General features: G+C 65.8%; 22 protein-coding genes. 13 read left to right on the top strand and 9 right to left on the bottom strand.

Annotated features, from left to right (window positions below):
• The gene (locus tag AC1ZV1_RS26870) at positions 1 to 402 is read left to right on the top strand and encodes a type IV pilin protein (RefSeq protein WP_484294411.1); all 402 of its coding nucleotides are present in this window, start codon (positions 1 to 3) and stop codon (positions 400 to 402) included.
• 6 nt (positions 403 to 408) lie between these two features.
• On the opposite strand, the gene AC1ZV1_RS26865 is transcribed toward AC1ZV1_RS26870, so the two are convergent.
• Complete coding sequence (locus tag AC1ZV1_RS26865) at positions 409 to 996, bottom strand: cytokinin riboside 5'-monophosphate phosphoribohydrolase (protein ID WP_484294410.1); 588 nt, start codon at positions 994 to 996, stop codon at positions 409 to 411.
• 383 nt (positions 997 to 1379) lie between these two features.
• Between AC1ZV1_RS26865 and azu the strand changes: the two genes are divergently transcribed.
• Entirely contained in the window at positions 1380 to 1826 is a 447-nt protein-coding gene (azu, locus tag AC1ZV1_RS26860; protein ID WP_259757627.1) for an azurin, read from the top strand.
• Positions 1827 to 1950: 124 nt separating this feature from the next.
• Positions 1951 to 2577, top strand: a complete 627-nt coding sequence (gene trhA, locus AC1ZV1_RS26855) for a PAQR family membrane homeostasis protein TrhA (protein ID WP_484294409.1) — start codon at positions 1951 to 1953, stop codon at positions 2575 to 2577.
• A gap of 51 nt (positions 2578 to 2628) precedes the next feature.
• Here the strand turns inward: trhA and nadE are convergent, their stop codons facing one another.
• Genes nadE through AC1ZV1_RS26840 form a run of 3 tightly spaced genes read right to left on the bottom strand, consistent with a single transcriptional unit; the run spans position 2629 to position 5337 of the window.
• A complete protein-coding gene (gene nadE / locus AC1ZV1_RS26850) occupies positions 2629 to 3456 on the bottom strand; it encodes an ammonia-dependent NAD(+) synthetase (RefSeq protein ID WP_484294408.1) in 828 nt (275 codons plus the stop codon).
• Between the two features lie 31 nt (positions 3457 to 3487).
• Positions 3488 to 4687 (bottom strand): nicotinate phosphoribosyltransferase, encoded by a 1200-nt coding sequence (gene pncB, locus AC1ZV1_RS26845; RefSeq protein WP_484294407.1) that lies wholly within the window; start codon positions 4685 to 4687, stop codon positions 3488 to 3490.
• Positions 4688 to 4689: 2 nt separating this feature from the next.
• Entirely contained in the window at positions 4690 to 5337 is a 648-nt protein-coding gene (locus tag AC1ZV1_RS26840; protein ID WP_484294406.1) for a nicotinamidase, read from the bottom strand.
• Positions 5338 to 5506: 169 nt separating this feature from the next.
• Here AC1ZV1_RS26840 and AC1ZV1_RS26835 point away from each other — a divergent pair, with 169 nt between their 5' ends.
• Positions 5507 to 6199, top strand: coding sequence for an NrtR DNA-binding winged helix domain-containing protein (locus AC1ZV1_RS26835; RefSeq protein ID WP_484294405.1), 693 nt, complete (start codon positions 5507 to 5509; stop codon positions 6197 to 6199).
• Between the two features lie 10 nt (positions 6200 to 6209).
• On the opposite strand, the gene AC1ZV1_RS26830 is transcribed toward AC1ZV1_RS26835, so the two are convergent.
• Positions 6210 to 7103, bottom strand: coding sequence for a LysR family transcriptional regulator (locus AC1ZV1_RS26830; RefSeq protein ID WP_484294404.1), 894 nt, complete (start codon positions 7101 to 7103; stop codon positions 6210 to 6212).
• A gap of 120 nt (positions 7104 to 7223) precedes the next feature.
• Here AC1ZV1_RS26830 and amaB point away from each other — a divergent pair, with 120 nt between their 5' ends.
• From amaB to AC1ZV1_RS26785, 9 genes are all read left to right on the top strand, one after another.
• The gene (amaB, locus tag AC1ZV1_RS26825; protein WP_484294403.1) at positions 7224 to 8714 is read left to right on the top strand and encodes an L-piperidine-6-carboxylate dehydrogenase; all 1491 of its coding nucleotides are present in this window, start codon (positions 7224 to 7226) and stop codon (positions 8712 to 8714) included.
• Between the two features lie 254 nt (positions 8715 to 8968).
• Positions 8969 to 10252, top strand: a complete 1284-nt coding sequence (gene amaA / locus AC1ZV1_RS26820) for an L-pipecolate oxidase (protein ID WP_484294402.1) — start codon at positions 8969 to 8971, stop codon at positions 10250 to 10252.
• 419 nt (positions 10253 to 10671) lie between these two features.
• The gene (locus AC1ZV1_RS26815) at positions 10672 to 11808 is read left to right on the top strand and encodes a branched-chain amino acid ABC transporter substrate-binding protein (RefSeq protein ID WP_484294401.1); all 1137 of its coding nucleotides are present in this window, start codon (positions 10672 to 10674) and stop codon (positions 11806 to 11808) included.
• A 143-nt stretch (positions 11809 to 11951) separates the two neighbouring features.
• Positions 11952 to 12866 (top strand): ABC transporter permease subunit, encoded by a 915-nt coding sequence (locus tag AC1ZV1_RS26810; RefSeq protein ID WP_484294400.1) that lies wholly within the window; start codon positions 11952 to 11954, stop codon positions 12864 to 12866.
• Between the two features lie 2 nt (positions 12867 to 12868).
• A complete protein-coding gene (gene livM, locus AC1ZV1_RS26805; RefSeq protein ID WP_484294399.1) occupies positions 12869 to 14173 on the top strand; it encodes a high-affinity branched-chain amino acid ABC transporter permease LivM in 1305 nt (434 codons plus the stop codon).
• Positions 14170 to 15045 (top strand): ABC transporter ATP-binding protein, encoded by an 876-nt coding sequence (locus AC1ZV1_RS26800; RefSeq protein WP_138524199.1) that lies wholly within the window; start codon positions 14170 to 14172, stop codon positions 15043 to 15045. Before livM ends, AC1ZV1_RS26800 begins: the two co-directional genes overlap by 4 nt.
• Entirely contained in the window at positions 15042 to 15758 is a 717-nt protein-coding gene (locus AC1ZV1_RS26795) for an ABC transporter ATP-binding protein (protein ID WP_484294398.1), read from the top strand. Before AC1ZV1_RS26800 ends, AC1ZV1_RS26795 begins: the two co-directional genes overlap by 4 nt.
• A gap of 234 nt (positions 15759 to 15992) precedes the next feature.
• Complete coding sequence (gene lhpI, locus AC1ZV1_RS26790; protein WP_484294397.1) at positions 15993 to 16922, top strand: bifunctional Delta(1)-pyrroline-2-carboxylate/Delta(1)-piperideine-2-carboxylate reductase; 930 nt, start codon at positions 15993 to 15995, stop codon at positions 16920 to 16922.
• Between the two features lie 523 nt (positions 16923 to 17445).
• A complete protein-coding gene (locus tag AC1ZV1_RS26785; protein ID WP_484294396.1) occupies positions 17446 to 18210 on the top strand; it encodes an SDR family oxidoreductase in 765 nt (254 codons plus the stop codon).
• 153 nt (positions 18211 to 18363) lie between these two features.
• Here AC1ZV1_RS26785 and AC1ZV1_RS26780 read toward each other — a convergent pair whose 3' ends face one another.
• Genes AC1ZV1_RS26780 through ureE form a run of 4 tightly spaced genes read right to left on the bottom strand, consistent with a single transcriptional unit; the run spans position 18364 to position 20784 of the window.
• Complete coding sequence (locus AC1ZV1_RS26780; RefSeq protein WP_484294395.1) at positions 18364 to 18936, bottom strand: HupE/UreJ family protein; 573 nt, start codon at positions 18934 to 18936, stop codon at positions 18364 to 18366.
• A gap of 57 nt (positions 18937 to 18993) precedes the next feature.
• The gene (gene ureG, locus AC1ZV1_RS26775) at positions 18994 to 19608 is read right to left on the bottom strand and encodes an urease accessory protein UreG (RefSeq protein WP_484294394.1); all 615 of its coding nucleotides are present in this window, start codon (positions 19606 to 19608) and stop codon (positions 18994 to 18996) included.
• A 10-nt stretch (positions 19609 to 19618) separates the two neighbouring features.
• On the bottom strand, positions 19619 to 20287 hold the full coding sequence (locus AC1ZV1_RS26770) for an urease accessory protein UreF (RefSeq protein ID WP_484294393.1): 669 nt from the start codon (positions 20285 to 20287) through the stop codon (positions 19619 to 19621).
• A complete protein-coding gene (gene ureE, locus AC1ZV1_RS26765; protein WP_484294392.1) occupies positions 20284 to 20784 on the bottom strand; it encodes an urease accessory protein UreE in 501 nt (166 codons plus the stop codon). Before ureE ends, AC1ZV1_RS26770 begins: the two co-directional genes overlap by 4 nt.
• Between the last annotated feature and the right edge of the window lie 237 nt (positions 20785 to 21021).

Genomic DNA, 21021 nt, shown 5'->3' with positions numbered 1-21021 from the left:
ATGAAAACGATGAGCGAAGGGGTTGGCGGTTTTACGCTGATGGAGCTGCTGGTTTGCCTGGCAGTGATTGGCATCCTGCTGGGGATCGCCGTGCCCGCGTACCAGGAGCATCTCCAGCGGGTGCGGCGGGTCGATGCGCAGACCTCACTGGTGACGCTGGCGCAGTCGCTGGAGCGCTTCTACACGAGTCGTGGTACCTACAGCGGTGCAACACTGCCGTTCGACCAGTCACCGCGAGAGGCAGGAAAGGCGTTTTACCGCCTGGGTTTTGCCAGTGGTCCGGACGAGTCGGGATACACCCTGCAGGCGGAGCCGGTCGGAGCGATGGCGCGGGATGCCTGCGGGGTGCTGACGCTGTCCAGCAGCGGGCTCCGTGGCGCGGCCCTGGAGCGCTGCTGGTAGGCGCAGTCAGGTCGGCGTACGGTCCACCCACTTGGGCGCGGCCAGGGGCTTCCAGGCGGCCAGGGCGTCGACCAGATCGGCAGGCGAGGCGGCGCGCTGCAGCATGTCGCGGTGTGGCTGGCGCACGAAGCGCTCCTGCACCAGGTGGTCGAGGAAGGTCAGCAGCGGGTCGAAGAAGCCGTTCACTTCGAGCAGGCCCAGCGGCTTGGCGTGGTAGCCCAACTGGCCCCAGGTCCAGACTTCGAAGAGTTCTTCCAGGGTGCCGAGACCGCCCGGCAGGGCGATGAAGGCATCGCTCAGCTCGGCCATGCGGGCCTTGCGCGCGTGCATGCCGTCCACCACTTCCAGGCGTGTCAGGCCTCTGTGGCCGACCTCGGCATCCTTCAGGCTCTGCGGGATGATGCCGATGACTTCGCCGCCGGCAGCCAGCGCGGCGTTGGCGACCATGCCCATCAGGCCGACTGCACCGCCGCCGTAGACCAGCTGGATGCCATTCTCGGCGAGGTGGCGGCCGAGGGCTTCGGCGGCTTCCTGGTAGATCGGGGTGGCGCCGGGGCTGGCGCCGCAGAATACGCAGATGGAACGCAAGGTCATGGAGTGCTCTCCTCGATTCTCTGGCCTCGTTTTGCAGGCCGTCAGGTTACCGGCTGCGAGGGGAGCCACCAAGCCGATTTCAGTCGTACTGGCCACCGCCGGCGGAGGCGCTGAGTGCGTAGCAGGCCAGCAGATTCTGCAGCAGCGGGCTTTGTAACAGCGGAAGACGGTGCATGACGCGAACTCCTGTGGGGGCGGGGGATGGCGTCTATGCTAGGCGGGGTGCGCTGTTCTGCCTCGTTGATCCTGCTGATCGACCTGATAGACAGTTCGAAGCTTGGCTCGTGGCCGATGGCCATTGATGCAAATCAGGGGAACCCCGATCGCGTTCGGGCAGTCTTCCCCTTCAGGATTCTCCGCCCAACCTGCCTAGGAGGCATGTCATGTTCCGTAAACTCGCCGCTGTATCCCTGCTTGGCCTGTTCAGTGCCCCGCTGCTGGCCGCCGAATGCTCCGTGGACATCCAGGGCAACGACCAGATGCAGTTCAGCACCAACGCCATCACGGTGGACAAGAGCTGCAAGACCTTCACTGTGAACCTGTCCCACCCGGGCAGCCTGCCGAAGAATGTCATGGGCCATAACTGGGTCCTGACCACCGCCGCCGACATGCAGGGCGTGGTGACCGACGGCATGGCCGCCGGTCTGGACAAGAACTACATCAAGGACGGCGACACCCGCGTGATCGCCCACACCAAGATCATCGGCTCCGGCGAGAAGGATTCGGTGACCTTTGATGTGTCCAAGCTGAAGGCTGGCGATGAATACGCCTTCTTCTGCTCCTTCCCGGGCCACTCGGCCATGATGAAGGGCACCCTGGCGGTGAAGTGATCCGGCTTTCTTCGAAAGTTGGCTGATCGAGAAAGCCCGACCCTTGGTCGGGCTTTTTATTTCACGGTTTTTATTTCATAAATGGGAGTCAGGTGTTGCGTGGTTGAAATCGAAGGGGGGACGCATGTACCACGGTGAACGCTTCAACGCCTGGACCCACCTGATCGGCGCCGTGCTGGCGCTGGTGGGCGGCATCTGGCTGCTGGTGGCCACCAGCCTGGTGGGTGAGCCGCTGCGCATCGTCAGCGTGGCGGTGTATGGCACGACGCTGACCCTGCTCTACAGCATCTCCACGCTCTATCACAGCGTGCAGGGACGGGCGAAGGTCATCCTGCGCAAGCTCGACCACCTCTCGATCTACCTGCTGATCGCCGGGAGCTATACGCCGTTCTGCCTGGTGACACTGAAGGGACCCTGGGGCTGGACGCTGTTCGGCATCGTCTGGTCGATGGCGGTGATTGGCATGCTGCAGGAGATCAAGCCGCGCTCCGAGGCGCGGGTGCTGTCGATCATCATCTACGCGGTGATGGGCTGGATCGTGCTGATCGCGGTCGGTCCACTGTATCGGGCGCTGGGCGGCGCGGGATTCGCCTGGCTGGTGGGCGGCGGGGCCTTCTACACCATCGGCATCATCTTCTTCGCCTTCGATAGCCGGTTCCGCCACTGGCATGGCATCTGGCACCTGTTCGTGATCGCCGGCAGCCTGCTGCATTTCGTCGCCATCTGGCGCTACGTCATTCCTCAGCACTGAAGCCTTGAGCATTGGCGCGGGACCTCTCCCGCGCCAACGACTGCCGGTCATTTACGGCGCGGTGGGCAGCGCGCGCTTGTGGCGGGTCTTCTCGAAGGTGCGGACGATGATGTCGAAGGCTTCCTGGCCGACATCCTGGCCGTGCAGGAAGGCGTCGATTTCCTTGTAGGTCACACCGTGGGCGTGCTCGTCCGGCTTGCCGGGAGCGAGATCCTCGAGGTCGGCGGTCGGCACCTTCTCCACCAGATGCTCCGGCGCGCCGAGGCTGCGGGCAATGCTGCGCACCTGGTGCTTCACCAGGCCGGTGAGCGGGGCGAGGTCGCAGGCGCCGTCACCGAACTTGGTGAAGAAGCCCATCACCGCTTCCGCGGCGTGGTCGGTGCCGACCACCAGGCCGGCGCGGGCGTTGGCGATGGTGTATTGGGCGACCATGCGGATGCGTGCCTTGGTGTTGCCCAGGGCGAAGTCGCGGGTGGCCGGAGCCAGGCCTTCCAGCGCCTGGGTCTCGGCGGCCAACGCTTGCACGGCCGGGCCGATGTTCACGGTGTGGCGTTCGTCGGGGGCGATGACGTCCACCGAGTCCTGCGCGTCCTGCTCGTCGCCCTGCACGTTGTACGGCAGGCGCACGGCGAGGAAGCGGTAGTCCTGGTTACCAGTCTCGGCGCGCAGGCCTTCCACGGCGCGCTGGCAGAGCATGCCGGCAGTCAGCGAGTCGACGCCACCGCTGATGCCCAGGACCAGGGTCTTCATCCCCGAACCCTTCAGGCAGTCCTGGATGAAGCGTACGCGCCGCTGGATCTCGGCCTGCAGTTCGGCATCGGACTGGAAGGGCGGCTGCACGTTGAGTTCTCTGGCGATGGCGGCCTGTCTGTCTTTCATCTGGGGGCTCCTGTGGAAAGCGGAAAAGGGGTTACTCCGGCACCTTGAACACGTGGCGCAGGTAAGTGACGAAATTCTCGTCGCGGCATTGGGTCTTGCCCGGGGTATCGGAAATCTTCGCCACCGGATGGCCGTTGCAGGCCGTCATCTTGATCACGATGTTCATCGGTTCCACGCCGGGGATGTCGCAGGTCAGGTTGGTACCGATACCGAAGCTGGTGTTGATCTTGCCACGCAATGCGCGGAAGAGCTGCAACGCCTTGGGCATGTCGAGGCCGTCGGAGAACACCAGGGTCTTGGTCATCGGGTCGATTCCCAGGCGGCGGTAGTGGGCGATGGCCTTCTCGGCCCAGGCCAGCGGGTCGCCCGAGTCGTGGCGCAGGCCATCGAAGAGCTTGGCGAAGTACAGGTCGAAGTCGCTCAGGAAGGCGTCCATGGTAATGCAGTCGGTCAGCGCAATGCCCAGCTGGCCGCGGTATTCGCGTACCCAGCAGTCCAGCGCGGCGATCTGGCTGTCGATCAGCCGCGGGCCGAGTTGCTGGTGCGCCATCAACCATTCATGGGCCATGGTGCCGATGGGCTTCACCTCGAACTCGCGGGCCAGGTGCACATTGCTGGTGCCGACGAAGCGGCCAGGGAAGTCGCGCTTGAGGATGTGCACGACCTCTTCCTGGGTGCGGTAGGAGAAGCGCCGGCGGGTACCGAAATCGGCCACCTGGAATTCCCTGAGTTCCTCCTCGCTGGCATTGCCGGCGAGCCAGTCGAGCTTGCGGTAGAGCTGCTCGCCGACCTGCTCCAGCACCACCTCGCGGTAGCGATAGCGGTTGCGCACTTCGCTGACGATGGCCAGCAGCGGCACCTCGAAGAGGATCACGTGCAGCCAGGGCCCGCGCAGGCGGATGGCCAACTGGCCGTCCTCGATACTGGTGTGCACGTAGCGCAGGTTGAAGCGGAACAGGCTGAGGAAGCGGATGAAGTCCGGCTTGATGAACGGGATGCGTTCGAGGAAGGCCAGTTGGTCGGGCGTGGTTTCCAGCTCGGCCAGGCGCTCTATCTGGTAGCGGATTTCCGCCAGGTACGGGCGCAGGTCCTCGGTGTTGCGGCAGCGGAATTCCCACTCCACTTCGGCGTTCGGGTAGTTGTGCAGCACCGCCTGCATCATCGTCAGCTTGTAGAAGTCGGTGTCCAGCAGGTTCTGCACGATGCTCTCGGCAAATACGCTCTCGGCCATGATCAATTCTCCCTGATGCCCCACAGGGCCTCGTCCAGTTCGTTCTCGTTGGCGCAGAGGACCACCCCGGCACTGAGCATCTCGTTGCAGGCGGCTTTCGCGGTGTCCTCCGCGATGGCGCGGCAGGCGGGCAGGTACAGCAGTACCTGGAAGCCGGCACGGCGCAGTTGCAGCGCGGTGGTCTTCACGCAGTAATCCAGCGCCAGGCCGCCCACCAGCACATGGCTGACCGCGTTCTGCCGCAGGTATTCGATCACCCCGGTGCTGCGCCGTTCCGCCAGGTCGTGGTAGCACGCACCGTAGGGGTGCAGGTCAGGTTCCACGCCCTTCCAGATGAAGAAGTCGTAGTCCATCGGCCTGGGCAGCTCGTCCAGCAGCTCGAAGCCCGGCGTGCCTGGCACGCAGTGGCTGACCCAGGTGAGGTCGGCATTGGGCAGGGCAAGCGGTTGCAGCATCTGTGCCGGCTCGCTCACCACCCAGGGCGCTTGCGGGCTGTGGGCGTCCTTGCTGCCCAGGCGCAGGCTGGCACGCTCGGCCATCAGGTTGAGGGCTCCGCCGATGGCGTCACCGCCGGGCACCGGCAGCTCGTTGGGGCAGAGCGGGGTGAAGCTTTTCTGGGCGTCTACATCGAAGCTGGCGATCAGGTTCATGGAGGCCTCCGCTTGACCGTGGGTGATCTGTCGTGACTACATAATTCACGACGTGAAATAAGTCGTCAAGCAGAAAGATGAAAATTGCTCTGAGGTGGAAGATGCTTTCTGTACATGGTGAAATAAGTCGCAGGACCTCTCTAGCCCGGACCGTATTCGAGGAGCATCGATGAATAGCGCTGAAGTGCTGGCCACCGTGGATATCGTGGCGCTGCGCCTGCATCCCGAGCGTGGCCTGGAGTTGCTGCTGATCCGCCGCGCCCAGGCGCCGTTCGAGGGGCAGTGGGCGCTGCCCGGCGTGCTGATCAACGGCCGTTGCGCCGACCATGGCCTGGACGATGCGGCCCTGCGCGCGCTGCGTGAGAAGGCGCGGGTGAAGCCGGCGTACATGGAACAGGTGGCGACCGTGGGCAACGCGGTGCGCGACCCACGGGGCTGGTCGCTGAGCGTGTTCTATCTGGTGCTGGTGGCCGCGGATACCGAGCTGGCGGCCGATGACCTGGACTTCGTGCCGCTGGAGGCCGTGCGTGGGGAACGCTTTGCCCTGCCGTTCGACCACACCCAACTGGTGCAGCAGGCCTGCGAGCGGCTCGCGGGCAAGTCGGTGTACAGCGCGCTGCCGCTGCACCTGTTGCCGGAGCGCTTTACCGTGGCGGAGGCGCTGAAGGCCTTCGAGTGGTCCATCGGCGAGGAAATCCAGCATTCCAGCCTGCGCGGACGACTGGAGCGGATGAAGGCGGCGGGGTGGGTGGAAGACACCGGTGAACGTCACCAGCCGCCGATGGGCCGGCCGCAGCATGTGCTGCGCTTTACGCCGCAGGGGGATGGGGCGTTCGTGTTTGATCGGAGTTTGTTGGTCTGAGCGCCCGGCACTAGCCCTCCATCCGCTCCCCGATCCACTCCACGAACGCCCTGACCTTGGGCACCGCCGCCGCATGCTCGGGGAATGCCAGGTAGTAGCCACTGCGGCTCTGCAGGCCGTGCTGCCAGGCGATCACCAGCTTGCCTTCGTTCAGTTCTTCTTCCACCAGGAACCGCGGCAGCAGCGCCACGCCGCAGCCGGCTTGCGCTGCGCGGATGCACATGTAGAAGGTGTCGAAGCGCGGCCCGTGGTAGCTGTGCTCGCTGTGCTGGCCGAGGCTGAGGAACCACTCGTGCCAGGCTTCCTGGCGCGTGGCGTTCTGCAGCAGGACCAGGTCCGCCAGCTGGGTCGGGTCGGTCAGTGGCTGCGCCGGGAGGATCGTCGGCGAGCACACCGGCACCATCTCCTCGCCGAACAGCGCCACGCATTCCGCGCCGGGCAGGGTGCCGGCGCCAAAGAAGAAGGCAATGTCGCAGCGCGATTGCAGCAGGTCGCCGGGCTCCAGTTCCTGGCGCAGGTCCAGGTGGATGTTCGGGTGGCGGTGACGCCAGCCGTTCAGCCGCGGGATCAGCCAGCGTGCGCCGAAGGTCGGCGGCGTCGCGACGCGCAGCACCTCGGTCTCGCCGCCGTAGGACAGCAGGTAGTGGGTGGACATCGCCACCTGCGTGAGGATCTTGCGCACCTCCACCAGGTACAGGTCGCCCGCCGGGGTCAGCTGCAGGCGGCGGCGCACGCGGCGGAACAGCAGGTGCTGGAGCATTTCCTCCAACTGCGCCACCTGCTTGCTGACCGCGCTCTGGGTCAGGTTCAGCTCTTCGGAGGCGCGGGTGAAACTCAGGTGCCGCGCCACCGCTTCGAAGCATTGCAGGGCGGTCATGGACGGCAGATGGCGTTTGCTCAGCATGGCGGGCAGTTCATGAATTTACGGAATGATGTGCATAGGAAACGTCGTTTGTTGTGCCTCGGCAAGCCGTTTATTACTGCTGGCATTCCGTCAGGTCATCTGAAAAGAACTGGAGTCCGCATGATTTCCGCACTGCTCGAATCCCTCGGCGTCGACGCCCGCCTGGTTACCGGTGGCGATCAGGTCATCCACTCTCCCATCGACGGCAGCCGCCTGGGCGCAGTGCGCCTGGAAAGCGCCGCCGAGGTGGAGCAGAAGATCGGCCGAGCCGCCCACGCCTTCGATGCCTGGCGCAAGGTGCCGGCGCCGCGTCGTGGCGAGCTGGTGCGCCTGTTCGGCGAGGAACTGCGGGCGAGCAAGGCGGCCCTTGGCGAACTGGTGTCGTGGGAAGCCGGCAAGATCACCCAGGAAGGCCTGGGCGAAGTGCAGGAGATGATCGACATCTGTGACTTCGCCGTCGGCCTGTCGCGCCAGCTCTACGGCCTGACCATCGCCTCCGAGCGCCCCGGCCACCACATGCGCGAGACCTGGCATCCGCTGGGCGTGGTCGGCGTCATCAGCGCCTTCAACTTCCCGGTCGCCGTCTGGTCCTGGAACACTGCGCTGGCGCTGGTCTGCGGCAACTCGGTGGTGTGGAAGCCCTCGGAAAAGACGCCGCTCACCGCGCTGGCCTGCCAGGCGCTGTTCGAGCGCGCGCTGAGCACGTTCGGGGACGCCCCGGCGCATCTGAGCCAGGTGGTGATCGGTGATCGCAGCGCGGGCGAAGCGCTGGTGGACGACGTGCGCGTCGCCCTGGTCAGCGCCACCGGCAGCACCCGCATGGGCCGTGAAGTCGGCCCGCGCGTGGCGGCCCGCTTCGGTCGCAGTATTCTCGAACTGGGTGGCAACAACGCGATGGTCCTGGCGCCCAGCGCCGACCTCGACATGGCTGTGCGCGCCGTGCTGTTCAGCGCCGTCGGCACCGCCGGGCAGCGCTGCACCACCTTGCGCCGGCTGATCGCCCACGAATCGGTGAAGGACGAGTTCGTCAGCCGCCTGAAGACCGCCTACGCCAAGGTGCGCATTGGCCATCCGCTGGAAGGCAACCTGGTCGGCCCGCTGATCGACGAGCGCAGCTTCCTGGCCATGCAGGGCGCACTGGAGCAGGCGCGCGGCGAGGGCGGCGTGGTGTTCGGCGGCGAGCGCCAACTGGCCGACCAGTTCCCCGAGGCCTACTACGTGTCGCCGGCCATCGTCGAGATGCCCGAGCAGAGCGACGTGGTGCGCAGCGAGACCTTCGCGCCGATCCTCTACGTGGTGCCCTACAAGGATTTCAACGACGCGGTGGCGCTGAACAATGGCGTGCCCCAGGGCCTGTCGTCGTGCATCTTCACCACCGACCTGCGCGAGGCGGAAGCCTTCATCTCGGCGGTGGGCAGCGACTGCGGCATCGCCAACGTCAACATCGGCCCCAGCGGCGCGGAGATCGGCGGCGCCTTCGGCGGTGAGAAGGAAACCGGCGGCGGCCGCGAATCCGGCTCCGACGCCTGGAAGGGCTACATGCGCCGGCAGACCAACACCGTGAACTACTCGCGGGAACTGCCGCTGGCGCAGGGCATAGTCTTCGATTGAGGCTTCGTCTTGGGGTTCTTCCGCTGGATTTCGGAGTCAGGCGTAACCCTCTCCCCCGCCCTCTCCCTGAAGGGCGAGGGAGCTGTCCGTGCCGGCTGACGCTGTGGTTTCAACCTGCACGGAACGGTCCCCTCTCCCTTCAGGGAGAGGGTTAGGGAGAGGGAGCCGCAGGCACCGAGTTTTCCCAGCAGAAACGAGCCCACAGGGGCGCTGTACTGAGTCATTCACAAAGGTTCGCGTAGAAGGATCGCTGGATGTCGCTTCGCCAAGAGTGTCTGTGGGAACACCTGACTCCCGACCGCCCGGAAGCTCCGGAGCTGCGCGGGGATCGCAAGGTCGACGTGTGTGTCATCGGCGCGGGCTTTACCGGCCTGTCCGCCGCACTGCATCTGCTGGAGCGGGACCAGACGGTCTGCGTGCTGGAGGCCCACATCACCGGGCATGGTGGATCGGGGCGCAACGTCGGGCTGGTCAACGCCGGCCTGTGGATTCCCCCGGACGAGATCGAGGCGGGCATGGGCGCGGAGGTCGGGCAGCGGGTCAACCGCATGCTCGGCAACGCACCGTCGCTGGTGTTCTCCCTGATCGACACCTACGGCATCGATTGCCAGGCGCGCCGCGAAGGCACGCTGCACATGGCGCACAACGCCCGTGGCCTGGCCGACCTGCGCAGCCGCTGCGAGCAGTGGAGCCGCCGTGGCGCTCCGGTGGAGCTGCTCACCGGCGCCGACTGCGAGCAGGCCTGCGGCACCGACAAGATCGCCGGTGCGCTGCTGGACCGCCGCGCCGGCACGCTCAACCCCATGGCCTACGTCAGTGGCCTCGCGCGTGCGGTCGTCGGGCTGGGCGGCGAGCTGTACCACCATTCCCCGGTGGTCGGCCTGGTGCGCGTGGGCAACGCGTGGAACGTGATCACCGCCGGCGGCGTGGTGACTGCCGAGCAGGTCGTGATCGCGTCCAGCGCCTATACCGAAGGCGAGTGGACCCAACTGCGTCGCACCTTCTTCCCCGGCTACTACTACCAGGTTGCGTCGCGCCCGCTGGAAGGTGCGGAAGCTGCGCGCATCCTTCCGGGCGGGCAGGGATCCTGGGATACCCGCCAGGTGCTCAGTAGCATCCGCCGCGACGCCGACGGTCGCCTGCTGCTCGGCAGCCTCGGCAAGGGCACCGGCAAGCCGGCCTGGTTCCTGAAAAGCTGGGCAGACCGCATCCAGCAGCACTACTTCCCGAAGCTGGGCAAGGTGGACTGGGAGTTCACCTGGACCGGTTGCATCGACTTCACCCCCGACCACCTCATGCGCCTGTTCGAGCCGGCGCCGGGGCTGGTCGCCATGAGCGGCTACAACGGCCGTGGCGTCACCACCGGCACGGTGGTGGGCAAGGCCTTCGCCGACTTCCTGCTGGACGGTGACGCCAGTGCCCTGCCGATGCCGCTCAGGCCCATGGAGGAAATCTCCGCGGTGGGCCTGCGCAGCTGTCTGTACGAAGCCGGCTTCTCCCTCTACCACGCCGGGCAATGCCTGCGGGTGGTGATCTGACGGTGCTCAAGGCGGGGCGAGGGCCGCCCCGGTTTGACCTACCCACGCTCGCTGCACTTTGGTCTAGCCTCTTATGGTGCGTTACCCCGACGGGTCTGCACCGCGGATGTGCAGTTCGGTGACAGCGATGGTTACGGTTGGGGTTGCGCCTGTGGTGGCTGGAAAAAGTCAGCCCACGGGGAGGTGAGTTGCACCTGTCTGCTTGCCTGGTTGCACCTTCGGCTTTCAATGGGTTGCACGTGTCTAGCACCCGATGTCTGCCAGCTCGGACTGTTTTTGCTGTAGGACTTGGTTAATAACAAAAACGAATGGCACGCCGCTTGCTGTTGATTGCTCGCTAAGTCGCTGAATCGCTCTACGAGAAATCGCCAACAAGAAACACAACGCGCCATTACAAAAACCCTCAGGAGCAAAACTCCATGTCGCAGAAGATTTTCAGAAAAGGCTTTCTGGCTCTGGCGGTAACCACCGCGCTGGGCATGTCTTCCGTAGTACAGGCCGATGTTGTTATCGGGGTCGCAGGTCCGCATACCGGGGCCAACGCCTCGTTCGGTGAGCAGTACTGGCGTGGGGCTAGCCAGGCCGCGGAGGACATCAACGCCGCCGGTGGTATCAATGGCGAGAAGATCAAGCTGGTGAAGGCGGACGACGCCTGCGAACCGAAGCAGGCCGTGGCCGTGGCCAACCGTCTGGTCGATCAGGACAAGGCGGTCGCCGTCGTCGGCCACTTCTGCTCCTCCTCCACCATTCCCGCCTCGGAGGTCTACGACGAGGCCGGCATCATCGCCATCACCCCCGGTTCCACCAACCCGCAGGTTACTGAACGCGGCCTTTCCGGCATGTTCCGCATGTGCGGTCGCGACGACCAGCAGGGCGTGGTCGCTGGCGACTACATCGTCGACGTGCTGAAGGCCAAGAAGGTCGCGGTGATCCACGACAAGGACACCTACGGCCAGGGGCTGGCGGACGCCACCAAGGCGCAGTTGAACAAGCGTGGCGTGAAGGAAGTGCTGTACGAAGGCCTGACCCGTGGCGAGAAGGACTTCAACGCCCTGGTCACCAAGATCCGCGCCTCGGGCGCAGAAGTCGTCTACTTCGGCGGCCTGCACCCGGAAGCCGGCCCGCTGGTGCGCCAGATGCGTGAGCAGGGCCTGACCGCCAAGTTCATGTCCGACGACGGCATCGTCACCGACGAACTGGTCACCACCGCTGGCGGCCCGCAGTACGTCAAGGGTGTGCTGATGACCTTCGGCGCCGACCCGCGCCTGATCCCGGACGGCAAGGCTGTGGTGGAGAAATTCCGCGCCAACGGCTTCGAGCCCGAGGGTTACACCCTCTACGCCTACTCCTCGGTGCAGGCCCTGGCCGCTGCCTTCAACGGCGCGGGCAAGACCGACCCGGCCAAGGCCAGCGCCTGGCTGAAGGCCAATCCGGTGCAGACCGTGATGGGCAAGAAGGAATGGGACAAGAAGGGCGACCTGAAAGTCTCCGACTACGTGGTCTACGAGTGGGACGACAAGGGCAAGTACCACCAGCTCGACGCGTTCAAGAAATAACCGCGAACCACGCCTGACCGGCCGGCGCCGCTACCCGCGGCGCCGGCTTTCCCGCAGGTCGATGAAACGCGCACAGCCGGTCACGAGCCGGTCATTGCGCGAGCCGTCAGCCTTTCCTGCCCAGCTTGCGCGAGTACTCAATCGTGGACGGTATCTTCCTCCAGCAAATGATCAACGGGCTGACCCTGGGGTCGGTCTACGGCCTGATCGCCATCGGCTACACGATGGTCTACGGCATCATCGGCATGATCAACTTCGCCCACGGCGAGGTGTACATGATCTCCGCCTATCTCTCCGCAGTGGCCCTGGCGTTGCTCGCCTTTTTCGGCCTGCAGTCGTTCCCGCTGCTGATACTCGGCACCCTGGTCTTCACCATCTTCGTCACCGGCGTCTACGGCTGGGTGATCGAGCGCATCGCCTACAAGCCGCTGCGCAATTCCACGCGCCTGGCCCCGTTGATTTCCGCCATCGGCATGTCGCTGATCCTGCAGAACTACGTACAGCTGGCCCAGGGCCCGCGCCAGCAAGGCGTGCCGACCCTGCTCGACGGCGCCTTCAAGTTCCACATCGGCGAAGGCTTCGTGCAGCTCACCTACACCAAGGTGTTCATCCTCATCGCCGCGTTCGTCGGCATGGCCGTGCTGACCTACGTGATCCAGTACACCAAGCTCGGGCGCATGTGCCGCGCCACCCAGCAGGATCGCAAGATGGCCTCGATCCTGGGGATCAACACTGACCGGGTAATCTCCTACGTGTTCGTCATCGGCGCCGCCATGGCCGCGCTGGCCGGCGTGCTGATCACCATGAACTACGGCACCTTCGACTTCTACGCGGGCTTCATCATCGGCATCAAGGCATTCACCGCCGCGGTACTCGGCGGCATCGGCTCGCTGCCCGGCGCCATGCTCGGCGGGCTGATCCTGGGCGTGGCCGAGGCGCAGTTCTCGGGCATGGTGAACACCGACTTCAAGGACGTGTTCGCCTTCGGCCTGCTGGTGACCATCCTGATCTTCCGACCGCAAGGGCTCCTGGGTCGTCCCCAGGTATCGAAGGTGTAAGCATGACGTCCGTGACCCAGACTTCAGCCGCGCCCAAGACCGCGCGCATCGATATCAAGAAGAGCCTCGTCGACACCGTGCTCGCAGGGCTGATCGCCCTGATCGTCTTCGGCCCGATCGTCGGCGTGGTGCTCGACGGCTACAGCTTCAAGCTCGAACCTATCCGCCTGGCCTGGATGATCGGCGCGGTGATGCTCGGCCGCCTGCTGCTCAGCCTCTACCTGCAGACACCGGCCGGCCTGCGCATCATGGACCGCTTCGAGAGTTCCGACTCGGGCATCAGCGTCCTGCCGCCGGGCTACAAGACGCGCCTGCGCTGGATCGTCCCGATCGTCGTCGTGGCCGCGGTGATCTTCCCGTTCTTCGCCAGCAAGTACCTGCTCACCGTGATCATCCTCGGGCTGATCTACGTGCTGCTGGGGCTGGGCTTGAACATCGTCGTGGGACTCGCCGGCCTGCTGGACCTGGGCTACGTGGCCTTCTACGCCATCGGTGCCTACGGCCTCGCGCTGGGCTACCAGTACCTGGGGCTGGGTTTCTGGACGGTGTTGCCGCTGGCGGCCATCGTCGCCGCACTGGCGGGGGCGCTGCTGGGCTTCCCGGTGTTGCGGATGCACGGTGACTACCTGGCCATCGTGACGCTGGGCTTCGGCGAAATCATCCGCCTGATCCTCAACAACTGGCTGTCCTTCACCGGCGGCCCGAACGGCATGCCGGTGCCGTCGCCGACCTTCTTCGGCCTCGAGTTCGGTCGCCGGGCGAAGGAGGGCGGCACGCCGATCCACGAGTTCCTCGGCATCGATTACAACCAGAACTTCAAGTTCCTGTTCATCTACATCGTGCTGTTCCTGGTCGTCATGCTGGTGCTCTACATCAAGCACCGGTTGACCCGCATGCCGGTCGGTCGCGCCTGGGAAGCGCTGCGCGAGGACGAGATCGCCTGCCGCGCCATGGGCCTGAACCACGTGCTGGTGAAGCTCTCGGCGTTCATGCTCGGTGCTTCCACCGCAGGCCTCGCCGGCGTGTTCTTCGCCAGTTACCAGGGCTTCGTCAACCCGTCGTCCTTCACCTTCTTCGAGTCGGCGCTGATCCTCGCCATCGTGGTGCTGGGCGGCATGGGCTCGACGGTGGGCGTGGTGATCGCCGCCTTCGTCCTCACCGTGGCGCCGGAACTGCTGCGCAGCTTCGCCGACTACCGCGTGCTGCTGTTCGGCATCCTCATGGTGCTGATGATGATCTGGCGTCCGCGCGGGCTGATCCGCATCAGCCGCTCGGGCTTCGCCGTACGCAAGGGGGTGGCGCCATGAGTGGTGACAAGATCCTCAGCGTCGAGCACCTGATGATGCACTTCGGCGGCATCAAGGCGCTCAACGACGTCAACCTCGACGTGGAGCGCGGCTCGATCACCGCGCTGATCGGCCCCAACGGCGCCGGCAAGACCACGGTGTTCAACTGCCTCACCGGCTTCTACAAGGCCACCGGCGGCAACATCCTGCTCAACACCCAGGGCGGCACCACCGACGTCATCAAGGTGCTCGGCCAGCCGTTCCAGGGCGGCGACTTCGTCAACCCGGCGCAGTTCGGCAACCGCCTCTACTACAAGATGTTCGGCGGCACCCACCTGGTGAACCGCGCCGGTCTTGCGCGCACCTTCCAGAATATCCGGCTGTTCCGCGAGATGTCGGTGGTGGAGAACCTGCTGGTGGCCCAGCACATGTTCGTCAACCGCAACCTCATCGCCGGCGTGCTCAACACTCCCGGCTACCGCCGTGCGGAAAGCGAGGCGCTGGACCACGCCTTCTACTGGCTGGAAGTCGTCGACCTGGTGGACTGCGCCAACCGCCTGGCAGGCGAGATGTCCTACGGGCAACAGCGCCGCCTGGAAATCGCCCGCGCCATGTGCACGCGGCCCGAGCTGATCTGCCTCGACGAACCCGCCGCCGGCCTCAACCCGGCCGAAACCCAGGCGCTGGCACGCATCGTGCGCTACCTGCGCGACCACCACGGCATCACCGTCCTGCTGATCGAGCACGACATGGGCATGGTGATGAACATCTCCGACCACATCATCGTCCTCGACCACGGCGTGGTCATCGCCCGTGGCGCACCGGACGAGATCCGCCACAACGAGAAAGTGATCGCCGCCTATCTCGGCGCAGACGAAGAGGAGCTGGCATGACGGCGCCGATGTTGGAATTCCGTGAGGTCGATGTGTTCTACGGGCCGATCCAGGCGCTGAAGAAAGTCTCGCTGACTGTCAACGAAGGGGAGACCGTGGCGCTGATCGGCGCCAATGGCGCGGGCAAGTCGACGCTGCTGATGTCGATCTTCGGCCAGCCGCGCGCGGCCAGCGGCGCGATCCTCTACAAGGGCCAGGACATCCGCCACAAGTCCGCGCACTACGTGGCCTCCAACGGCATCGCACAGTCGCCGGAAGGACGTCGCGTGTTCCCCGACATGACGGTGGAGGAGAACCTGCTGATGGGCACCATCCCCGTCGGCATGGAGCATGCTCAGGAAGACATGCAGCGCATGTTCGACCTCTTCCCGCGGCTGAAGGAACGGCGCAACCAGCGCGCCATGACCATGTCCGGCGGCGAGCAGCAGATGCTTGCCATCGCCCGTGCGCTGATGAGCCGGCCCAAGCTGCTGCTGCTCGACGAGCCCTCGCTGGGCCTGGCGCCCATCGTGGTCAAGCAGATCTTCCAGACCCTGCGCGAGCTGGCAAAGAGCGGGATGACGCTGTTCCTCGTCGAGCAGAACGCCAACCACGCACTGAAGCTCTCCGACCGTGGTTACGTGATGGTCAACGGCGAGATTCGCCTGAGTGGCACCGGCGCCGAGCTGCTGGGTAACCAGGAGGTTCGCAACGCGTATCTGGGCGGGCACTGACACCTTGTGCTCTTCGTAGGACCGAGGGGGACGCCTAGTCCTTGCTCGCGAACATCTCCGCAGCGGGGCTTGTTCTGTTCGCCTCCCGCCCTCTCCCTAACCCTCTCCCTGAAGGGAGAGGGGACTGTTCAGTGTCAGGCGAGCTTCCGTGCTAGCCGAAAACGCCGGACGGCTCCCTCTCCCTTCAGGGAGAGGGCGGGGGAGAGGGGCTTTCAATCTGCGTACGAGGTCTCCATGCACGACCTTAAATTCCTCACCAACGCCGACGTCGCCGAACGCCTGGGTTATCCCCAACTGATCGAAGCCCTGCGCATCGGCCTGGCTGGCGACTGCCAGGCGCCCGTGCGGGGCTGTCATGAACTGCCCGGCAACGCTTCGCTGCTGACCATGCCGGTATGGCGGCCTGGGCAGGACATCGGCGTAAAGCTGGTCACCGTGTTCCCCGGCAACGGTGAGAAGAACCTGCCGGCAGTGGCCGCACTGTTCTGCCTGTTCGACGGCGAAACCGGCCGCCCGCTGGCGATGCTCGAAGCCTCGGAAATGACTGCCCGGCGCACCGCCTGCACCTCCGCGCTGGCCGCCGATTACCTGGTGCGCCGCGATGCGCGGCGGCTGCTGGTGGTCGGCAGCGGCACCCTGGCACCGCACATGGTCCGCGCCCACTGCTCGGTGCGCGCGTACGAGGACATTGCCCTCTGGGGACGCCAGGAAGACAAGGTGAATGCGCTGGTGAAGCAACTGCAGGACGAAGGCTATCCCGTCCACGCCTGCGCCGATCTGCGCGGTGGCGTCGCGGCGGCGGACTGCATCAGTTGCGTCACCACCTCCCGCGAGCCCATCGTCCACGGTGCCTGGCTGCGCTCGGGCTGCCACCTCGACCTGGTCGGCGCCTTTTTGCCGTCCATGCGCGAGACCGACAGCGAAGCGGTGCGCCGTGCTCGCATCGTGGTCGATACCCGCGAAGGCGCGCTGGAAGAGGCGGGCGACCTGCTGATCCCGATGGGCGAAGGCGTGATCGATGAGACGGCTATCGACTGCCAGTTGGCTGACCTCCTTCACGGTCGTGGCGCACGTCAGGACGACAGCGAGATCACCCTGTTCAAATCCGTCGGTTATGCACTGGAAGACCTGATCGCCGCGCGCCTGCTGCTTTCCGTGAATTAATCCAGGGAATCTGTGGGCGAGCCTGTGGATAACGTCTGGGAGAACCTCGCCAGGCCCCATGGCAGCAGGTGCCGCCCGAGGCGGTCGATTTCTGCTCGATCTTCTTGCAACCCCTGTATGGATGGACAGGTACGGCTTCGCGGAAAAGTTCCGCGCCTCCGATAGTTGTCCCCGTCAGCCGTTGAAAGACCTGTGGATAACCTTGGGAAGAACTTCTCCAGCGCAGCGGCGGCGGGGCATGCGGCGGGGCGCTCGAAAATCGTCCAGGGGAAAAGCGGCATTCCGCTTGCCCACAGAATCCGTGGAGCAGCCTGTGGAAAAGGTGGGCGCAACGCGCGGCAGGCCCGTAGCCATGGGGCTTTCAGACGGCTGTTCGGGTTTTATCCAGTGCGGCTGTAACGCAATGCGGCAGGTGCGGGCTGTTATGCTCGGCTGACCGACAAGAACGCGCTCGGCACGAATCTCCGGCCTGCACCGGCGAGGCGGCGCCCAGCACCACGCACGTAGAAAGAGGATTTCAGTGATGACCACTCCCACTCTGTTCATTACCGGTGCCACATCCGGCTTCGGCGAAGCCTGTGCGCGGCGTTTCGCCCGTGATGGCTGGTCGCTGGTGATCACGGGCCGCCGCGAGGGGCGCCTGAACGCGCTGGCCCAGGAGCTTTCCGCCGAGACCGAGGTGCTGCCGCTGGTGCTCGACGTGCGCGACCGCGCGGCGATGACTGCTGCCGTGGACAGCCTGCCGGAAAAGTTCGCCAAGCTGCGTGGCCTGATCAACAACGCCGGCCTCGCTCTCGGCACCGACCCGGCGCAGGAGTGCGAGCTGGATGACTGGGACACCATGGTCGACACCAACATCAAGGGCCTGATGTACGCCACCCGCCTGCTGCTGCCTCGTCTGATCGCCCACGGTCCGGGCGCGAGCATTCTCAACCTGGGGTCGGTGGCCGGCCACTGGCCCTATCCGGGCGGTCATGTGTACGGCGCGACCAAGGCCTTCGTCGAGCAGTTCTCGCTGAACCTGCGCTGCGACCTGCAGGGTACCGGCGTGCGTGTCACCAACCTCGAGCCGGGCATGTGCGAGAGCGAGTTCTCCCTGGTGCGCTTCGGCGGCGACCAGGCGAAGTACGAAAAGACCTATGCGGGTGCCGAGCCGATCCAGTCCGCGGACATCGCCGAGACCATTCACTGGATCATGAACCAGCCGCCGCACATCAACATCAACACCCTGGAGATCATGCCGGTGAGCCAGGCATGGGCGGGGTTTGCGGTGCATCGCAAAGGGTAACGTCCGTTCTCCCCCTAACCCTGGCTGCGCGCCCCGCTCCGAAGGGAGAGGGACCCTTCGGTGCAGCTTGAAACATGGCGTCAGCCGGCTCGGATAGCGCCCTCTTCCTTCAGGGAGAGGGGCAGGGTCCGCGCAGAGTTTCAGGCAGGAGCCTCAGCCGGCGAGCAGCCAGGCGCCGGCACCCGCCGACGCCACACCGGCGAAGCGCACCAGCGGTGCAGCCGCCTGCGGCAGCGCGCGAACGATCCCGTAACCCGCTGCATGCAATGATGCCGTCGCGCCGACGAAGCCGGCGGCATACAGCCACGGACTGCTCAGGTCCGGCAGCTCCAGTCCGTGGGCTACGCCATGGGCGAAGGCGAACAGGGCAGTCGCACCGATCGCCAGGAACAGCGGTGGACGCACCGCCAGCGCGACGCACAGGCCCAGCGCCAGCACGGAGGCGGCGATGCCGGTCTCCATGAACGGCATCTCCAGTCCCTCGAAGCCCAGTAGTCCGCCGATCAGCATGGTCACGACGAAGGTGCACGGCAGCGCCAGCCTCGCCGCGCCCTTCTGCTGTGCGGCCCAGAGGCCGACGGCGAGCATCGCCAGCAGGTGGTCGAGACCGGTGACCGGGTGGGCGATGCCGGCGATCAGGCCGTGGTCGCCGTGGCCCGGATGGGCGAAGGCCACGGCGGGGGTGAGGAACAGCGCCAGGCTGTAGAAGGCTTTGCGTAGCGGCATGGAAAACTCCCTGGTTCTTGTCATGGGCGGCCGGCATCCGCGGCCGCGAAGAAGGCGTCAGGCCGCCGTCAGCAGGCCCTGGCGCTCGATGAAGGTGATGATCTCGGCCAGGCCCTGGCCGGTCTTCTGGTTGCTGAAGACGAAGGGCTTGTCGCCGCGCATGCGCGAGGCGTCCTGGTCCATGACGTCCAGTGAGGCGCCCACCAGCGGGGCGAGGTCGATCTTGTTGATCACCAGCAGGTCGGACTTGCAGATGCCCGGCCCGCCCTTGCGCGGGATCTTGTCGCCGGCGGACACGTCGATCACGTACAGGGTCAGGTCCGACAGCTCGGGGCTGAAGGTGGCCGAGAGGTTGTCGCCGCCGGACTCCACCAGGATCAGGTCGAGGCCGGGGAAGCGGCGGTTGAGCTGGTCCACGGCCTCGAGGTTGATCGAGGCGTCTTCGCGGATCGCCGTGTGCGGGCAGCCGCCGGTTTCCACGCCGATGATCCGCTCCGGCTCCAGCGCTTCGTTGCGCACCAGGAACTGCGCGTCCTCCTGGGTGTAGATGTCGTTGGTGACCACGGCGATGTTGTAGCGCTGACGCAGGGCGCGGCACAGCGCCAGGGTCAGTGCGGTCTTGCCGGAGCCCACCGGGCCGCCGATGCCGACGCGAAGAGGTTGAGAGTTCATGGCAGTTCTCCTAGGAGCGGAACAGACGGCTGTATTGGGTTTCATGGGCCATGCAGGCCAGCGCGAGCCCGAAGGGCGCGCCGCCGCGGGGATCGTTCTGCAGCGCGGCCCGGCAGGCGGCGTCGAGGTCGGGAAGCAAGTGCGAGGTGAGCTTCTGCGCGGCCAACTGGCCCAGCGGCAGGGCCTTCATCAGCACCGCCAACTGGTTCTCCAGCCAGCTCCACAGCCAGGCGCCGAGAGCCTGCTCGGGGGAGAGCCCCCAGGCACGGGCGGCCAGCGCCCAGGCGGCGGCGAAGGAGGGCTCGGCTTGCTCGGCGAGCCAGGCGCGGGCGGGTTCGTCCAGCTCGGGCAGCGCTTCGAGCAACTGGCCGAGGGAGAAGCCCATTTGCCGGTTCTCCAGGCCCAGCTCGCGAGTCTCGCGGCTGGCGCGATGGCGCTCGGCGGCGTCGCGCAGGGTGTCCCAGTCCGCTGTGTGCGCAGCGCGTAGCAGCTGGGCCAGCAGCGGGCCCTCGAAGCGCGCAAGGTTCAGGTGCAACTGATCGGCAAGCCAGGTGCGAGCGCCGTCGGCGTCCTTCACCTGGCCCTGGTCGATGGCGCTCTCCAAGCCCTGGGAGTAGCTGTAGCCGCCGATGGGCAGCTGTGGGCTGGCCAGGCGCAACAGCGCCCAGAGTGTGTTCACCGGCGTACTCCGAACTGATGCAGCTTCGGCGCGTAGTTGAACTGTTCCTCGCCGTGGTGCGAGTGGTGGTGGCCGCCGCCGTAGGCGCCATGTTCCGGCTGGAAGGGCGCTTCGATGGCCTCTACCGTGGCGCCGAGCTGGTCGAGCATGGCCTTGAGCACATAGTCGTCGAGCAGGCGCAGCCAGCCGTCGCCCACCTGCAGGGCGACATGGCGGTTACCCAGGTGATACGCCGCGCGGTTCAGCTCGCGGGCGTTGGCGCAGGTGACGTGGAGCAACTTTTCCGGCGCCGCGCAGACGCGCACCACGCGGCCGTCGTTGGCCAGCAGGCATTCGCCATCGGTCAGCGGCGACTGGCCGCGTTCGAGGAACAGGCCGACGTCTTCACCGGTGCGGGTGAAGCAGCGCAGGCGGCTCTTGCTGCGCGCCTCGTAGTTCAGGCGCAGCTCGGCGTCCCAGTGCTCGCGGGGTTCGATTCGTTGATGGATGACCAGCATGGCAGTGTCCGGCAGTCGCAATGGCGGTGCTACAGCAAGGGGCTTGCCAGTGCGGGCCCGCGTCAGCGCTGACGCGGGCTGTAGCGCTTGTCCGCGCGATCAGGAATGGTGCGTGCGCGCAAGGATGGTGCGCACGAAAACGGTGCGCACCAAGGCGGGGCGTAAGTGCTTTCGTAGGAGCGAGGGGGCGCCGACGTTATTGCTCGCGAACAGCGTCCGCGGCGGAGCTGGTTCGCG

Source organism: Pseudomonas sp. BB438, from assembly GCF_057180225.1.
Note: the sequence above shows the minus strand (reverse complement) of the source record. Positions and strands in the feature narration are given on the sequence as shown.

Bases quoted from the DNA above. Each gene is read 5' to 3' on its own strand.
- ureG (WP_484294394.1), bottom strand. From the start codon at position 19,608: ATGAACTCTCAACCTCTTCGCGTCGGCATCGGCGGCCCGGTGGGCTCC.
- AC1ZV1_RS26780 (WP_484294395.1), bottom strand. From the start codon at position 18,936: ATGCCGCTACGCAAAGCCTTCTACAGCCTGGCGCTGTTCCTCACCCCC.
- AC1ZV1_RS26815 (WP_484294401.1), top strand. From the start codon at position 10,672: ATGTCGCAGAAGATTTTCAGAAAAGGCTTTCTGGCTCTGGCGGTAACC.
- azu (WP_259757627.1), top strand. From the start codon at position 1,380: ATGTTCCGTAAACTCGCCGCTGTATCCCTGCTTGGCCTGTTCAGTGCC.
- ureE (WP_484294392.1), bottom strand. From the start codon at position 20,784: ATGCTGGTCATCCATCAACGAATCGAACCCCGCGAGCACTGGGACGCC.
- AC1ZV1_RS26840 (WP_484294406.1), bottom strand. From the start codon at position 5,337: ATGAACCTGATCGCCAGCTTCGATGTAGACGCCCAGAAAAGCTTCACC.
- AC1ZV1_RS26870 (WP_484294411.1), top strand. From the start codon at position 1: ATGAAAACGATGAGCGAAGGGGTTGGCGGTTTTACGCTGATGGAGCTG.
- nadE (WP_484294408.1), bottom strand. From the start codon at position 3,456: ATGAAAGACAGACAGGCCGCCATCGCCAGAGAACTCAACGTGCAGCCG.
- AC1ZV1_RS26795 (WP_484294398.1), top strand. From the start codon at position 15,042: ATGACGGCGCCGATGTTGGAATTCCGTGAGGTCGATGTGTTCTACGGG.
- AC1ZV1_RS26865 (WP_484294410.1), bottom strand. From the start codon at position 996: ATGACCTTGCGTTCCATCTGCGTATTCTGCGGCGCCAGCCCCGGCGCC.
- AC1ZV1_RS26800 (WP_138524199.1), top strand. From the start codon at position 14,170: ATGAGTGGTGACAAGATCCTCAGCGTCGAGCACCTGATGATGCACTTC.
- trhA (WP_484294409.1), top strand. From the start codon at position 1,951: ATGTACCACGGTGAACGCTTCAACGCCTGGACCCACCTGATCGGCGCC.
- AC1ZV1_RS26785 (WP_484294396.1), top strand. From the start codon at position 17,446: ATGACCACTCCCACTCTGTTCATTACCGGTGCCACATCCGGCTTCGGC.
- livM (WP_484294399.1), top strand. From the start codon at position 12,869: ATGACGTCCGTGACCCAGACTTCAGCCGCGCCCAAGACCGCGCGCATC.
- amaB (WP_484294403.1), top strand. From the start codon at position 7,224: ATGATTTCCGCACTGCTCGAATCCCTCGGCGTCGACGCCCGCCTGGTT.
- amaA (WP_484294402.1), top strand. From the start codon at position 8,969: ATGTCGCTTCGCCAAGAGTGTCTGTGGGAACACCTGACTCCCGACCGC.
- AC1ZV1_RS26835 (WP_484294405.1), top strand. From the start codon at position 5,507: ATGAATAGCGCTGAAGTGCTGGCCACCGTGGATATCGTGGCGCTGCGC.
- AC1ZV1_RS26830 (WP_484294404.1), bottom strand. From the start codon at position 7,103: ATGCTGAGCAAACGCCATCTGCCGTCCATGACCGCCCTGCAATGCTTC.
- lhpI (WP_484294397.1), top strand. From the start codon at position 15,993: ATGCACGACCTTAAATTCCTCACCAACGCCGACGTCGCCGAACGCCTG.
- pncB (WP_484294407.1), bottom strand. From the start codon at position 4,687: ATGGCCGAGAGCGTATTTGCCGAGAGCATCGTGCAGAACCTGCTGGAC.